The organism is Pseudomonas sp. PAGU 2196, from assembly GCF_022179005.1.
GTDB lineage: Bacteria > Pseudomonadota > Gammaproteobacteria > Pseudomonadales > Pseudomonadaceae > Aquipseudomonas > Aquipseudomonas kermanshahensis.
Window position 1 is genome coordinate 156069 of record NZ_BNTL01000001.1, and the last position, 14378, is coordinate 170446.

The 14378-nt window shown below is 60.7% G+C and carries 14 protein-coding genes; 4 read left to right on the forward strand and 10 right to left on the reverse strand.

What is annotated here, in order from left to right; translation table 11 throughout:
• Positions 1–66 precede the first annotated feature (66 nt).
• Positions 67–1227, forward strand: a complete 1161-nt coding sequence (gene algW, locus MFF34_RS00735; RefSeq protein WP_027595323.1) for a Do family serine endopeptidase AlgW — start codon at positions 67–69, stop codon at positions 1225–1227.
• 116 nt (positions 1228–1343) lie between these two features.
• On the opposite strand, the gene MFF34_RS00740 is transcribed toward algW, so the two are convergent.
• The 4 genes from MFF34_RS00740 to MFF34_RS00755 all read right to left on the reverse strand — a co-directional run bounded on the left by MFF34_RS00740 (position 1344) and on the right by MFF34_RS00755 (position 5501).
• Positions 1344–2108: an amino acid ABC transporter ATP-binding protein gene (locus MFF34_RS00740; protein WP_003251792.1), complete on the reverse strand. Its 765-nt coding sequence runs from the start codon at positions 2106–2108 to the stop codon at positions 1344–1346.
• 10 nt (positions 2109–2118) lie between these two features.
• Positions 2119–3216, reverse strand: a complete 1098-nt coding sequence (locus tag MFF34_RS00745; RefSeq protein WP_027595322.1) for an amino acid ABC transporter permease — start codon at positions 3214–3216, stop codon at positions 2119–2121.
• A gap of 10 nt (positions 3217–3226) precedes the next feature.
• Positions 3227–4405: an amino acid ABC transporter permease gene (locus MFF34_RS00750; protein ID WP_099455252.1), complete on the reverse strand. Its 1179-nt coding sequence runs from the start codon at positions 4403–4405 to the stop codon at positions 3227–3229.
• Positions 4406–4472: 67 nt separating this feature from the next.
• The gene (locus MFF34_RS00755; protein WP_238209551.1) at positions 4473–5501 is read right to left on the reverse strand and encodes an amino acid ABC transporter substrate-binding protein; all 1029 of its coding nucleotides are present in this window, start codon (positions 5499–5501) and stop codon (positions 4473–4475) included.
• Between the two features lie 331 nt (positions 5502–5832).
• Between MFF34_RS00755 and MFF34_RS00760 the strand changes: the two genes are divergently transcribed.
• Complete coding sequence (locus MFF34_RS00760) at positions 5833–6489, forward strand: alpha/beta hydrolase (RefSeq protein ID WP_099455253.1); 657 nt, start codon at positions 5833–5835, stop codon at positions 6487–6489.
• Between the two features lie 101 nt (positions 6490–6590).
• On the forward strand, positions 6591–8054 hold the full coding sequence (rhlB, locus tag MFF34_RS00765) for an ATP-dependent RNA helicase RhlB (protein WP_238209553.1): 1464 nt from the start codon (positions 6591–6593) through the stop codon (positions 8052–8054).
• Between the two features lie 129 nt (positions 8055–8183).
• Here rhlB and moaE read toward each other — a convergent pair whose 3' ends face one another.
• From moaE to MFF34_RS00790, 5 genes are all read right to left on the reverse strand, one after another.
• Positions 8184–8630 carry a molybdopterin synthase catalytic subunit MoaE gene (moaE, locus tag MFF34_RS00770; RefSeq protein WP_238209562.1) on the reverse strand — a complete coding sequence of 149 codons (447 nt, stop codon included), beginning with the start codon at positions 8628–8630 and terminating at the stop codon, positions 8184–8186.
• 2 nt (positions 8631–8632) lie between these two features.
• Positions 8633–8878, reverse strand: a complete 246-nt coding sequence (gene moaD / locus MFF34_RS00775; RefSeq protein ID WP_238209760.1) for a molybdopterin converting factor subunit 1 — start codon at positions 8876–8878, stop codon at positions 8633–8635.
• The gene (moaC, locus tag MFF34_RS00780) at positions 8878–9348 is read right to left on the reverse strand and encodes a cyclic pyranopterin monophosphate synthase MoaC (RefSeq protein WP_027595315.1); all 471 of its coding nucleotides are present in this window, start codon (positions 9346–9348) and stop codon (positions 8878–8880) included. Before moaC ends, moaD begins: the two co-directional genes overlap by 1 nt.
• 121 nt (positions 9349–9469) lie before the next feature.
• A complete protein-coding gene (locus MFF34_RS00785) occupies positions 9470–10864 on the reverse strand; it encodes a PhoH family protein (RefSeq protein WP_027595314.1) in 1395 nt (464 codons plus the stop codon).
• Between the two features lie 266 nt (positions 10865–11130).
• The gene (locus MFF34_RS00790) at positions 11131–12267 is read right to left on the reverse strand and encodes a polysaccharide deacetylase family protein (RefSeq protein WP_238209563.1); all 1137 of its coding nucleotides are present in this window, start codon (positions 12265–12267) and stop codon (positions 11131–11133) included.
• A gap of 136 nt (positions 12268–12403) precedes the next feature.
• Between MFF34_RS00790 and yaaA the strand changes: the two genes are divergently transcribed.
• Entirely contained in the window at positions 12404–13183 is a 780-nt protein-coding gene (gene yaaA / locus MFF34_RS00795) for a peroxide stress protein YaaA (protein ID WP_238209565.1), read from the forward strand.
• Positions 13184–13305: 122 nt separating this feature from the next.
• Here the strand turns inward: yaaA and MFF34_RS00800 are convergent, their stop codons facing one another.
• Positions 13306–14124: an RHS repeat-associated core domain-containing protein gene (locus MFF34_RS00800; RefSeq protein ID WP_238209567.1), complete on the reverse strand. Its 819-nt coding sequence runs from the start codon at positions 14122–14124 to the stop codon at positions 13306–13308.
• Between the last annotated feature and the right edge of the window lie 254 nt (positions 14125–14378).

Genomic DNA, 14378 nt, shown 5'->3' on the forward strand with positions numbered 1-14378 from the left:
TGATCGCGCGCGCTCGCGCCCCGTGGCGCTGCTATCTGGCTCCCGCCCTACTCCCAGGATTCGTTCATGTTCAAGGCTCTGCGTTACTTTGGCTGGCCCCTGCTCACCGGTGTGTTGATCGCCATGCTGATCATCCAGCGCTTCCCGCAATGGGTCGGCCTGCCCAGCCAGGACGTCAACCTGCAGCAGGCCCCGCAAACCACCCGGATCATGCAGGGCCCGGTGTCGTATGCCGACGCCGTGACCCTGGCCGCACCGGCGGTGGTCAACCTGTACACCACCAAGGTGGTCAACAAGAGCGCCCATCCACTGTTCGAAGACCCGCAGTTCCGCCGCTTCTTTGGCGACAACCTGCCCAAGCAGAAGCGCTGGGAGTCGAGCCTGGGCTCGGCGGTAATCATGAGCCCCGAGGGCTACCTGCTGACCAACAACCACGTCACCAGTGGCGCCGACCAGATCGTGGTAGCGCTCAAGGATGGCCGCGAAACCTTGGCCCGGGTGATCGGCAGCGACCCCGAAACCGACCTGGCGGTACTGAAGATCGACTTGAAGAGCCTGCCAGCCATCACCATCGGCCGCTCCGACAACATCCACATTGGTGATGTCTCGCTGGCCATCGGCAACCCCTTTGGTGTCGGCCAGACCGTGACCATGGGCATCATCAGTGCCACCGGCCGTAACCAGCTGGGCCTGAACAACTACGAAGACTTCATCCAGACCGACGCGGCGATCAACCCGGGTAACTCCGGCGGTGCACTGGTCGATGCCAACGGCAACCTGATCGGCATCAACACGGCCATTTTCTCCAAGTCCGGCGGCTCTCAGGGCATTGGTTTCGCCATCCCGGTGAAGCTGGCGCTGGAGGTGATGAAGTCGATCGTCGAACATGGCCAGGTGATCCGTGGCTGGCTGGGCATCGAAGTGCAGCCGCTGAGCCAGGAACTGGCTGAGTCGTTCGGTATGCAGAATCGCCCAGGCATCGTCGTGGCGGGGATCTTCCGCGAAGGGCCGGCGCAAAAAGCCGGGCTGCAGCTGGGTGACGTGATCATGAGCATCAACGGCGAGCCGGCGGGTGACGGGCGCAAGTCGATGAACCAGGTGGCGCGGATCAAGCCCAACGAGAAGATCACCATCGAGGTGATGCGCAATGGGCAGCAGCTGAAGCTGGTTGCCGAGGTGGGGCTGCGGCCGCCACCTGCTCCGGCGACGACGCAGGAAGAGAAGTAACACTGGGGCTGCTTTGCAGCCCATTCGCAGCGCAAGGCTGCTCCTACCAGGCAATGCGATTGCCCTGTAGGAGCAGCCTTGTGCTGCGAATGGGCCGCAAAGCGGCCCCACCAGCATCAATGCAAAATCTGGCTCAAGAACAACTTGGTCCGATCACTGCGCGGCCGGTCGAAGAAATCATCCGGCGCCGCCTGCTCCACAATCTCCCCCTTGTCCATGAAGATCACCCGGTTCGCCACCGTGCGGGCAAAGCCCATCTCGTGGGTGACACAGAGCATGGTCATGCCGTCCTCGGCCAGGCCCACCATGGTATCGAGCACTTCCTTGACCATCTCTGGGTCGAGCGCCGACGTCGGCTCGTCGAACAGCATGATCTTCGGTTTCATGCACAGCGCCCGGGCAATCGCCACACGCTGCTGCTGGCCACCCGACAACTGCCCCGGGTACTTGTGCGCCTGCTCAGGGATACGCACCCGCTCCAGATAATGCATGGCGATTTCCTCGGCCTTGCGCCGCGGCATCTTGCGCACCCACATCGGCGCCAGTGTGCAGTTTTCCAGAATGCTCAGGTGCGGGAACAGGTTGAAGTGCTGGAACACCATGCCCACCTCACGGCGGATCGCCTCGATCTGCTTGAGGTCGTTGGTCAGCTCGACGCCATCGACGACGATGCGCCCCTGCTGGTGCTCTTCAAGCCGGTTAAGGCAGCGGATGGTGGTCGACTTGCCCGACCCGGATGGCCCGCACAGCACGATGCGCTCGCCCTGGCGCACATTCAGGTTGATGTCCTTAAGCACATGGAACTGGCCATACCATTTGTTCACACCCTGCATCTGGATGATGCCTTCGGGGCCAGCAGGCTGCTTGATCGCTTCACTCATTTCGAAACTCCTAACGCTTGTGGCCAGTGTCCAGCTTGCGCTCCAGGTGCATGGAGTAGCGGGACATACCGAAACAGAAAATCCAGAAAACCAGCGCAGCGAACACGTAGCCCTCGGTGGCCATGCCCAGCCAGGCCGGGTCGGCCGCCGCTTGCTTGACGCTGTTGAGCAGGTCGAACAGGCCGATGATGATGACCAGGCTGGTGTCCTTGAACAGGGCAATGAAGGTGTTGACGATGCCAGGGATCACCAGCTTCAGCGCCTGGGGCAGGATCACCAGGCCCATCGCACGCCAGTAGCCCAGACCCATGGCCGCAGCCGCTTCGTATTGCCCCTTGGGGATGGCCTGCAGGCCACCGCGCACCACCTCGGCGATGTACGCCGACTGGAACAGGATTACGCCGATCATCGCCCGCAGCAGCTTGTCGAAGCTCATGCCTTCGGGCAGGAACAGCGGCAGCATCACCGAGGACATGAACAGCACGGTGATCAACGGTACGCCGCGCCAGAACTCGATGAAGGTCACGCAGACCACTTTCACCGCCGGCATCCGCGAACGCCGCCCCAATGCCAGCAAGATGCCCAGCGGTAACGCACCGACGATACCCACGGTGGCGATCACCAGGGTCAGCATCAGCCCGCCCCACTGGCTAGTCGGCACGCTTTCCAGGCCCAGGTAGCCGCCATGCAGCAGGGTGTAGGCAAGGACCGGGTACAGCACCAGGAAGCCCAGGCCATACACGGCCTTGCGCGGGAAGCGCTTGATGAACAGCGGCGCGGCGCCGAGCACGGCCAGCCACACGGTCAGGTCCACGCGCCAGCGCAGTTCCGTCGGGTAGTAGCCGTACATGAACTGGCCAAAGCGCTGCTGCACGAACACCCAGCAGGCGCCCTCCTTGGTGCAGTCTGCGCGGGTGGTGCCGACCCAGTTGGCATCGATCAGCGCCCACTGCAGCAAAGGCGGTACGATCAGCCACACCAAATAAAGGGCGAACAGGGTCAGCAGGGTATTGAGCCAGCTGGAGAACAGGTTGGCACGCATCCATGCGAGCACGCCGACGGTCTTCACCGGTGGCGGCATGTCAGGTTTGAAAACGTGAGCATTCACGGGCGTATCCTCACCGCTCGATCAGCGCAATGCGCTTGTTGTACCAGTTCATCAGCAGCGAAATGCTGATGCTGATGGCGAGATAGACACTCATGGTGATGGCAATCACCTCGATGGCCTGGCCGGTCTGGTTGAGCACCGTACCGGCGAACAGCGAGACCATCTCTGGGTAGCCGATACCGGCCGCCAGCGACGAGTTCTTCGCCAAGTTCAGGTACTGGCTGGTCAGCGGCGGAATGATCACCCGCAGTGCCTGGGGGATGATCACCTTGCGCAGGGTCGGGCCCTCGCGCAGGCCCAGCGAACGCGCAGCTTCAGTTTGGCCATGGCTGACCGAACGGATGCCGGAGCGCACGATTTCGGCAATGAACGCCGCGGTGTAGATCGTCAGCGCCAGGGTCAATGCCAGCAGTTCCGGGATCAGCACCCAGCCACCGACGAAGTTGAAGCCCTTCAACTGCGGCACTTCCCAGTGCACGGGGCTGCCGAACAGCAGCACGCAGAGCCCAGGGATGGCAATGAACAGCGCCAGCCCCACCCAAAACTTGTGAAACGGCTCACCGGTCTCGTTGAAGCGTTTGTTGGCAACACGCACCATCACCACGATGGCCGCGATCGCCAGCGCCAGGGCAATGACAAACGGCCAGAAGCCATCGGCCATCGAGGCGCCGGGCATGTTCAGGCCCCGGTTGCTGATGAAGAACAGGTCGTTGATGTTGATGCTGCCCCGCGGCCCTGGCAGGGTCAGGAACACCGCGAAATACCAGAACAGAATCTGCAGCAAAGGCGGAATGTTGCGGAAGGTCTCCACATACACGGTCGCCAGTTTGTTGATCATCCAGTTCGGTGAAAGCCGTGCCACCCCGATGATGAACCCCAAAACGGTCGCCAGGATGACGCCGATGAACGTCACCAGCAGCGTGTTGAGCAGGCCGATGACGAACACCCGCGCGTAGCTGTCGGATTCCACATAAGGGATCAAGTGCTGGGCGATGCCGAAGCCGGCACTGCGGTCGAGGAAGTCGAAGCCCGAGGTGATGCCCCGGTGTTGCAGGTTGGTTTGCGTGTTGTGGAACAGGTACCAGCCCAGGCCCACCACGAAGACGATCGTGAGAACCTGGAACAACCACGCGCGCACACGCGGATCGTTCAGGGATAGCCCCTTTTGTGCGCCGATTCGATTTTGCATGAAGTGCCCCGGACAGTAGGGATTCGAACAGCCTGCGGCGGCGGGATGCCGCCGCAGGGTGCAGCCATCAGCGCACAGGTGGCGCGTACTGGATGCCGCCGTTGTTCCACAGGGCGTTCATGCCACGGTCGATCTTCAAGTCAGTGCTCTGGCCCAGGTTCTTCTCGAACACTTCGCCATAGTTGCCCACTTGCTTGACGATCTGGACTACCCAATCTTTGGGCAGCTTGAGGTCTTTGCCGTACTCGCCATCCGCACCCAGCAGGCGGGCGACGTCAGGGTTCTTGGTGGATTTGGCTTCGGCCTCGACGTTCTTCGAGGTGATGCCGGCCTCTTCGGCATTGAGCATGGCGAACAGGGTCCACTTGACGATGCTGAACCATTCTTCGTCGCCCTTGCGTACCACCGGGCCCAGCGGTTCCTTGGAGATGGTTTCCGGCAGCACCACGTAGTCGGTCGGCGCGGCCAGCTTGGAACGCTGGGCGAACAGCTGCGACTTGTCCGAGGTCAGCACGTCGCAACGGCCGGATTCCAGCGACTTGGCGCTTTCGTCGGAGGTGTCGAAGGTGATCGGGGTGTACTTCAGGTTATTGGCGCGGAAGTAGTCGGAAACGTTCAGCTCGGTGGTGGTACCGGCCTGGATGCAGATGGTCGCGCCATCGAGCTCTTTGGCACTGGAAACCCCCAGCTTCTTGTTGACCAGGAAGCCGACGCCGTCATAGTAGGTGACACCGGCGAACACCAGGCCCATGCCGGCATCGCGCGAGCTGGTCCAGGTGGTGTTGCGCGACAGCACGTCGACTTCGCCAGACTGCAGCGCAGTGAAGCGTTCCTTGGCGTTGAGCTGGCTGAACTTGACCTTTGTCGCATCGCCGAACACGGCGGCAGCAACGGCGCGGCAGACATCGGCGTCGATACCGATGATCTTGCCTTGCGCATCAGGTACCGAGAAGCCTGGAAGACCGTCGCTCACGCCACACTGGACGAAGCCCTTCTTCTTTACCGCATCAAGCGTGGCGCCGGCCTGGGCGGTTGTCACAGCGCCCAGCGCAGCGGCAGCGGTCAGGACTGCCAGGGTGGTTTTCAACATCTTCATTCACAACCTCCAAATCGCTCTTGTTGTACCGAGCCGGAATTGCACCGCACCCTTTTGAGGCGTATCCGACCCGTGTTGGCTTGTTATTGGGTCAATGGCGCAATGGGCTGTTCTATGACAGCCTTCACGTGCAAAGGGTGTTACCGTCACGGCCTGACCCTTGCATCGGATGATTCATAGCAAAGGGCGTACCACAGTTGACGGCTAAAGCGTTTAAGCGCTCGTCAAGTAGGGAAAGTTGTATCGTTGCGACATTCTTTTTCCGACAATCATTTGCAGCGCCTTCTTTTTACGCACACGAAAACAAGACACGCACACTTTCGGAGCAGTCATGACCAACCCGCTGATTCTCGAACCGCAGAAAACCGCCGACGCCTGTGTGATCTGGTTGCACGGCCTGGGCGCCGACCGTTACGACTTCCTACCGGTTGCCGAATTCATGCAGGAACGACTGCTCAGTACCCGGTTCATCATGCCCCAGGCCCCTACCCGCCCAGTCACCATCAATGGCGGCTATGCCATGCCCAGCTGGTATGACATCAAGGCCATGACCCCGGCGCGCGCCATCGACGAGGCGCAACTGGAGGAATCGGCCGACCAGGTGATCGCCCTGATCAAGGCCGAACAGGCCAAGGGCATCAATCTGTCGCGGATTTTCCTGGCCGGTTTCTCCCAAGGTGGCGCCGTGGTGCTGCACACGGCCTATATAAAGTGGCAAGAAGCCCTGGGCGGGGTGATCGCGCTGTCCACCTATGCGCCAACCTTCAACGATGCCCACGAGCTCAGCGCCTGCCAGCAACGCACCCCGGCCCTGTGCCTGCATGGCGTGCACGACCCGGTGGTGATCCCTTCGATGGGGCGCACGGCCTTCGAATACCTGAATACCTGGGGTGTTGCCGCCCAATGGCACGAGTACCCCATGGAGCATGAAGTGGCCATCGAGGAACTGAGCGATATCCACGACTGGTTGAGCAAGCAATTGCAATAAGCCAGGCTCGCCCGTCGTTGTAGGTGTATTCCGCTACGCCGTGTCCAGTTCTTGCTTTACACTGCCCGGCGTACATTCCTTAACCAGTTGATGAGACGATCGTGCTCAAGGCACTCAAAAAAATATTCGGCAAAGGAGACGCCGCGCCTCAGGCCGTCGATCCCGCTGCCAGCGTGAAAACGCCCGCGCCTGCTCCCGCTGCTGTGGCTCAGCCCCAGTCTCAGCCAGCGCATCAGCCGGCCCCAACACCCGCCGACGCCAGCCCTGAGGCCCAAGCGCCTGCCGCCACCGACAAACCGGCCAAGGACAAACCGCGCCGCGAACGCAAGCCAAAGCCGCAGGCCAGCCTGTGGAAGCTGGAAGATTTCGTGGTAGAGCCGCAGGAAGGTAAAACCCGCTTCCACGACTTCAAGCTGTCCAGTGAAGTGATGCACGCGATCCACGACCTGGGCTTCCCCTACTGCACGCCGATCCAGGCGCAGGTATTGGGTTACACCCTGCGCGGCCAGGACGCGATCGGCCGGGCCCAGACCGGCACCGGCAAGACCGCCGCGTTCCTGATCTCGATCATTTCCCAGCTGCAGCAGACGCCGCCGCCCAAAGAACGCTTCATGGGCGAACCGCGCGCGCTGATCATCGCGCCAACCCGCGAACTGGTGGTGCAGATCGCCAAGGACGCCGCCGCCCTGACCAAGTACACCGGCCTGAATGTCATGAGCTTTGTCGGTGGCATGGACTTCGACAAGCAGCTCAAGGCCCTGGAAGCGCGTCATTGCGACATCCTGGTGGCCACGCCGGGCCGCCTGCTGGACTTCAACCAGCGCGGTGAAGTGCACCTGGACATGGTCGAAGTGATGGTGCTGGACGAAGCCGACCGCATGCTCGACATGGGCTTTATCCCCCAGGTACGTCAGATCATTCGCCAGACCCCGCCGAAAAGCGAACGCCAGACGCTGCTGTTCTCCGCCACCTTCACCGAAGACGTGATGAACCTGGCCAAGCAGTGGACCACCAACCCGGCCATCGTCGAGATCGAGCCAGAAAACGTCGCCAGCGAGACGGTCGAGCAGCACGTCTACGCGGTGGCCGGCAGCGACAAGTACAAGCTGCTGTACAACCTGGTGACCCAGAACAAGTGGGAACGGGTGATGGTGTTCGCCAACCGCAAGGATGAAGTACGGCGTATCGAAGAGAAGCTGGTGCGCGACGGCATCAACGCCGCCCAACTGTCGGGTGACGTGCCGCAGCACAAGCGCATTCGTACGCTAGAGAGCTTCCGCGAAGGCCGTATTACCGTGCTGGTGGCCACCGACGTGGCGGGCCGCGGCATCCATATCGATGGCATCAGCCACGTGATCAACTTCACCCTGCCCGAAGATGCCGATGACTATGTTCACCGCATCGGCCGTACCGGCCGCGCGGGGACCAGTGGCGTGTCGATCAGCTTTGCCGGCGAGGACGATTCCTACCAACTGCCGGCGATCGAAGAGCTGCTGGGGCGCAAGATCAAATGCGAGATGCCGCCGGATGAGCTGCTCAAGCCGGTGCCGCGAAAACACCACTGATCGGTGGTGACTTCTTCGCGGGGCAAGCCCGCTCCCACAGAAATCGTGCTGACCTGAAGTCTGCGAGATTCCTGTGGGGGCGGGCTTGCCCCGCGAACCGGGGTAAAGCCCCGGCCAGCCAAAACGGTTCTACCAGCGCCCCGCCGCATCCTGGTCACTCTGCTTCCCTTCCACCCAGCGCGGCCCGTCCTGGGTATTTTCCTTCTTCCAGAACGGCGCCCGGGTCTTCAGGTAATCCATGATGAAGTTGCAGGCATCGAACGCCGCCTGCCGATGGGCACTGGCCACACCGACGAAAACGATCGGCTCGCCCGGCTCCAACGCGCCAATCCGGTGCAACACCTCGACCTTGAGCAATGGCCAGCGCTGCTCGGCCTCGACCACGATCTTGGCCAACGCCTTCTCGGTCATCCCCGGGTAGTGCTCAAGGAACATCCCGGCCACCTCGCGGCCATCATTGAAATCACGCACGTAGCCGACAAACCCGACCACCGCGCCCACGCCGACATTCGCGGCATGCATGGCATTGACCTCGACACCCGGGTCAAACGCCTCGTGCTGCACTCTCACCGTCATGCTCAGCCTCCGGTCACCGGCGGGAAGAACGCCACTTCGTCGCCCTCTTGCAGCGGCTCGTCGAGCCGGCACAGCTCTTCGTTGCGCGCGCACATCAGGTTCTGCTCCGCCAGCAATTCATAGTGCCCGCCTTTGGCCACCAGCGCCTTGCGCACATCGTCGATCACCGTGAAGTCACCTTCCACGCGTTCGGCATCGAGCCCGAGCAATTCCCGGTAACGGGCGAAATACATCACCTTGACCTTCATCACGCGTCCACCTTGTAGTGGCCGCTCTTGCCGCCGAGTTTTTCCAGCAGGCGCACCTGCTCGATCACCATGCCCTTGTCCACGGCCTTGCACATGTCGTAGATCGTCAGCGCGGCAACGCTGGCAGCGGTCAGTGCCTCCATCTCGACGCCGGTCTGGCCGGCCAGCTTGCAGCGGGCGACGATGCGCACTGCGTCCTGCCCTTCGGCGCTGAGCTCGACCTTGACGCTGGTCAGCATCAGCGGATGGCACAGCGGGATCAGGTCGCTGGTTTTTTTCGCTGCCTGGATACCAGCAATGCGCGCCACGGCGAACACATCGCCCTTGGGGTGCTCACCGTCGACGATCATCTGCAAGGTCTGCGGCAACATGCGCACCCGCGCCTCGGCAATCGCCTCGCGCTCGGTCACGGCCTTTTCAGTGACGTCGACCATGTTGGCCCGCCCCTGGGAATCAAGATGTGTCAGCACTGCTCTGCTCCTGTGAAGGGAACACAGAGTGTAAACCTGTGGGTCAGGTTTGAGCAGTGGCATGTACTGTCGGTGCTTGTCCCGCGAAGAGGCCGGGCGGCGTACCGCCCGGCTGGGTGGGTTACAGATGCGACTCGGCGTACTCGGCCAGCACCGACCGTGGCACACCCTGCAGGGTGATGTGCACGCCATGGGGGAAGTCCTTGAAGCGCTCGGTCAGGTAAGTCAGGCCCGAGCTGGTCGCGGACAGGTAAGGGGTATCGATCTGCGCCAGGTTGCCCAGGCAGACCACCTTGGAACCGGAACCGGCACGGGTGATGATGGTTTTCATCTGGTGCGGCGTGAGGTTCTGGCACTCGTCGATCAGGATCAGGCTCTGCTGGAAGCTGCGACCGCGAATGTAGTTCAGCGACTTGAACTGCAGCGGCACCCGCTCAAGGATGTACTCGACGCTGCCGTGAGTGCTCTCGTCATCCATGTGCAAGGCTTCGAGGTTGTCGGTGATGGCACCCAGCCAGGGCTCCATCTTCTCCGCTTCGGTGCCCGGCAGGAAGCCGATCTCCTGGTCCAGCCCCTGCACGCTGCGGGTAGCGATGATGCGCCGGTAACGCTTGCTGACCATGGTCTGCTCGATGGCCGCGGCCAGGGCCAGGATGGTCTTACCCGAGCCAGCGGCGCCGGTCAGGTTGACCAGGTGGATATCCGGGTCGAGCAAGGCGAACAGGGCCAGGCTCTGATGGATGTCTCGCGGTTTCAGGCCCCAGGCTTCCTGGTGCAACAGGGGTTCCTGATGCAGGTCGAGCAGCAGCAGTTCATCATCGCGGATGCCCTTGATCCAGCCGACGAAGCCTTGTTCATCGATGATGAACTCGTTGATGTGCACTGCCGGCAGGTTGTCGATCATTTGCACACGATGCCAGGTGCGGCCCCGTTCCTGGCGGGTGTCGACCTTGCTGACCCGGTCCCAGAACGAGCCGGTGACCGAATGGTAGCCCTTGGACAACAGCGACACGTCATCGACCAACTGGTCGGTGCTGTAGTCCTCGGCCGCGATACCGCAGGCGCGCGCCTTCAGGCGCATGTTGATGTCTTTGGTGACCAGCACCACGTCAAGGTCGGTGCGCCGGGCCCGTACTTCGAGCAACTGGTTGATGATGATGTTGTCGTTGAGGTTTTCCGGCAGCAGCTTGTTCGGCTCGTTGCGCGGGGTCATCAGGATGGACAGGAAGCCCTTGGGCCCACTCTTGTTACGCTGGATCGGCACGCCCTGCTCGACATCGCTGGGCGAGGCGTTACCTAAGGTCTGGTCGATCAGGCGAATGGCCTGGCGGCATTCGGCGGCGATGCTTTGTTTACCGGTCTTGAGCTTGTCGAGTTCCTCCAGCACCGTCATCGGAATGGCGACGTGGTGCTCCTCGAAGTTGAGCAATGCGTTGGGGTCGTGAATCAGGACGTTGGTATCGAGCACATACAGGATTGGCTTGCTGGAGGAAGGGTTGCGTCCTTGGTCATCCATACTCGGTCACCTTATGTCGAAGCCACACGGCGCGGTCTGCTGCGCCGCAGAGTGACTGCCGGTCTTCCCGTATCCGCGTTGCTACGGGCGGGAAGCGAACCTGACACGGTGGATGACGCCACCTGTGCTGCAGGGCTCGGCTGTCTGGTTTCTTCATACCGCATAAACGATGACTAAAAAAAGCATTTTTACGCGCAGGTGAAGTTTATTTTTCCGATTGACGAACAGGGGTTGGCGAGGGGGCGAGTGAGGTCTACAGTCAGATATTAGTCCCCCTGCTCACGATGCCCATAAGCGTGGCAGCCCTCCCAGCCAATGCCGCTCTGAGCGGTGCTGCGCAACAACCATTCCACCGCCGGCTGTGCCTTGGGCAGGCTGTCATGGAATTGGATCACCCCCTTGCGCCACAGCAGCATCAAGGTCAGCACCCGCTGCGCCGAGGCCTCTGCGCTCAACGGGCCCTCATCCTGGGCATCGATATCCCACAACGACACCTGCAACTGCTGGCTGGCCATGAACGCTTCGCCATCGGCTCGACGCTGGCCATAAGGCGGACGGAACAGCGGCACGTACTGCGCCGGCAGGTCAGCCTGCACCCGCGCCTGGCTGCGCCGCAACGAATCCTGCCAGCCCTGCCACTGGGCATGAGAGCGGTACTCCCAGCCCTGAATACCCACGCATTGCCCGCGATAGAGCTGTCGCAGGGCCTCCACGGTGGCAGCGTCACGGCGTTGCTGCAGGCGATTGCCAAGCACGAAGAACGTGCCTTCAAGCTTTTGCCGACGCAGGTAATGGGTGAGGGTATCGGTATAGCCCCCGTCGTTCCCTGGCCCCCCCACGAAGGTCAGCAGGAACATGCGATCGTTGAGCTCATCGCCATTGCGTTCCCGGTTGGAAAGGCGCTCGACCTCGCTGCTGGTGTTCGGCAACAGGGCTGCCTTGCGCAGTTGCTCATCTAGGTAATGGACATGGAACTGATGGCTCGGCTCGATCCAGCCGGTATAAAACGTGCCGACATCTGCAGCGAACGTTGCAGCCTGTGTACGCAACTCCGTCATGGACGTCACCGGGTAGCAGAATGAAGCATCCTGTTCGCAACTGCGCTGGGCCTGTTGATAACCCTGCCACAAACGCTGCCACAGGCGTGCCCGCACCAAGCGGACCTTTTGCAGGTTGATCTGCCGCAACCCTAACCGGGCCGCCAGTGCGCCATCGTCCAGCAGTTCGCTCTCGTGCAGCACCTGGGCGAACGAGAGGATCTCGGCCCGCGAGGCCACATCGAACAGCGCCGGGCTGTCCAACTGCTCGGGCCACAGGCTGCGGTCCAGGCTTGCCTGGGGTGATGGGGCGGCCTGCACGGCCAGGCTCAACAGCGTGGCCAGCAAGGCCGATGCAATGCGCACGGTGGGAAGCTCCGCAACAGCAAAACGCGCACTATAGCGCCTGGCTTGGCGATGGTCTGTGACTATCGTCGGCATAGTTTGGACTTGCCAGGCCCAGCCCGTAGAATCCCCGGCAACGATTCCAGGAGCCGACCCGATGCTGACGGTGATTTCCCCCGCCAAGACCCTCGACTACGACACCCCGCCGGTGACCGAGCGTTTCACCTTGCCCCAGTTCCTGGACGACTCCCAGGCACTGATCCTGCAACTGCGCGAGCTGTCGCCCGCCCAGATCAGTGAACTGATGCACCTGTCCGACAAACTCGCCGGCCTCAACGCCGCTCGTTTCGGCAGCTGGACCCCAGACTTCACCCCGGCCAACGCCAAGCAAGCGTTGCTGGCGTTCAAAGGTGACGTGTACACCGGCCTCGATGCCGAGAGCCTTGGCGAAGACGACTTCAGCTACGCCCAGGACCACCTGCGCATGCTCTCTGGCCTTTACGGCCTGCTGCGCCCGCTCGACCTGATGCAGCCGTACCGCCTGGAAATGGGCACCAAGCTGGCCAACGCCCGCGGCAAGGACCTGTATGCCTTCTGGGGCACGCGCATCAGCGAATGGCTGAACCAGGCCCTGGCCGACCAAGGTGATGACGTGCTGCTGAACCTGGCCAGCAATGAGTACTTCAGCGCGGTAAAACGTAGCGCCCTGAAGGCCCGCGTGATCAACGTCGACTTCAAGGACTTCAAGAACGGCCAGTACAAGATCATCAGCTTCTACGCCAAGAAAGCCCGCGGGATGATGAGCCGCTTCGTGATCGAGCAGCGCATCAGCGACCCGGAGCAGTTGAAGCAGTTCGACGTGCAGGGGTACTACTACAGTGCCGAGCAGTCGAAGGCGGATCATCTGGTGTTTTTGCGGGATCAGCCGGACGTCTAGAGACACATTTGATGCAAGGAGCAGAACCCCTAGCTGCTCCTTTCGTCACAATCTCGGACATTTCTCTCAATACGCTCACACTGTTCCATTACCACGAAACCTACGCACACTCACCCCAACCTCTAATAACTACGTACCGCTGTAGCTATTCGCTGAAGCTCTGCAGCACCGATATTCCAGCCTCTCTTATCTAGCAGCTTCTTATGCAGTGCTTCTTCAGTGTGACCCGCATATCGGGCCTTCGCCTTTTTATACCTATAGTGTTTTTCTTGCTCTTGATAGTAGTCCAGCTCTCCCTGAGCCTTGTCACGCTTATCTTCTGTTTTCGTTAACCTTCTGTGGTTTTCCGTAGTCGACTCTTTGTCGAAACGCTTCAATCGCTTGGCATAAGTTTCATTTTCAACATCCAGCCTCCGCCTTACCATTTTCAGATGACTACGTATACTCGCCAGCTTCTTCCTGTAAAGCAAAAATGCGACCCAATCTCTCATGCGCCCGCTAGGGTCACTATAATTAACAGGGTCGCCTGTACAGTAACCATAGGCATTCAGCCCGCCTGCGCCCAAAGGGCTTATTCGGTCAGGCGAAAGAAATCGCATTAACCGAGAATCGTATTTCCGATAGCCCTGGCCTAACCAATAGCGATCGGTGCTCGGCTCCAGCTGCTCGCCATTGAACCCCAGGGCCAGGTGCGCTCTGGGCAGCGGGGCGTACCCATATACTGAATAGGCACAATTTTCCCCGTCGCTTCTCTGCATGTGTTGAATTACAGACCCTGCCCTATCAACCGCCAGCAAACCTACAAAGCTATCGCTGGAGCGACACTCTGCTAACGGCTGTTTCGCGACGCGGACAATTGTACAATCCTGTGTAGCCTTTTCTACGCTAGCCAACTTATTCCCTTGATAGAAATACCGTGCCGTGCGTTTATCACGCTCCATCGTTAACTCCTTCTTTTACAGTGCACACCCCCGAATTGCCTGCCAGTGTTTATAAGTTTTACCCGTGAAACTACTAACAGATCTGATAGCTTGTAAGAGCCTTTTACCAAACGGCCTCAGGTATTTGGCGCGCTAGCGAGCAAGTATCGCGTTCGCGTAAAGGACAGGATTACTCTGTACAGAGAAATAACTTACAGCGCTCAGCGAAACCTGACTGTAATCGCTGTATTATTTTGATACGGGGGTACATATCC

Bases quoted from the DNA above. Each gene is read 5' to 3' on its own strand.
- MFF34_RS00750 (WP_099455252.1), bottom strand. From the start codon at position 4,405: ATGCAAAATCGAATCGGCGCACAAAAGGGGCTATCCCTGAACGATCCG.
- moaE (WP_238209562.1), bottom strand. From the start codon at position 8,630: ATGACGGTGAGAGTGCAGCACGAGGCGTTTGACCCGGGTGTCGAGGTC.
- MFF34_RS00740 (WP_003251792.1), bottom strand. From the start codon at position 2,108: ATGAGTGAAGCGATCAAGCAGCCTGCTGGCCCCGAAGGCATCATCCAG.
- algW (WP_027595323.1), top strand. From the start codon at position 67: ATGTTCAAGGCTCTGCGTTACTTTGGCTGGCCCCTGCTCACCGGTGTG.
- MFF34_RS00755 (WP_238209551.1), bottom strand. From the start codon at position 5,501: ATGAAGATGTTGAAAACCACCCTGGCAGTCCTGACCGCTGCCGCTGCG.
- yaaA (WP_238209565.1), top strand. From the start codon at position 12,404: ATGCTGACGGTGATTTCCCCCGCCAAGACCCTCGACTACGACACCCCG.
- MFF34_RS00785 (WP_027595314.1), bottom strand. From the start codon at position 10,864: ATGGATGACCAAGGACGCAACCCTTCCTCCAGCAAGCCAATCCTGTAT.
- moaD (WP_238209760.1), bottom strand. From the start codon at position 8,878: ATGAAGGTCAAGGTGATGTATTTCGCCCGTTACCGGGAATTGCTCGGG.
- MFF34_RS00800 (WP_238209567.1), bottom strand. From the start codon at position 14,124: ATGGAGCGTGATAAACGCACGGCACGGTATTTCTATCAAGGGAATAAG.
- MFF34_RS00760 (WP_099455253.1), top strand. From the start codon at position 5,833: ATGACCAACCCGCTGATTCTCGAACCGCAGAAAACCGCCGACGCCTGT.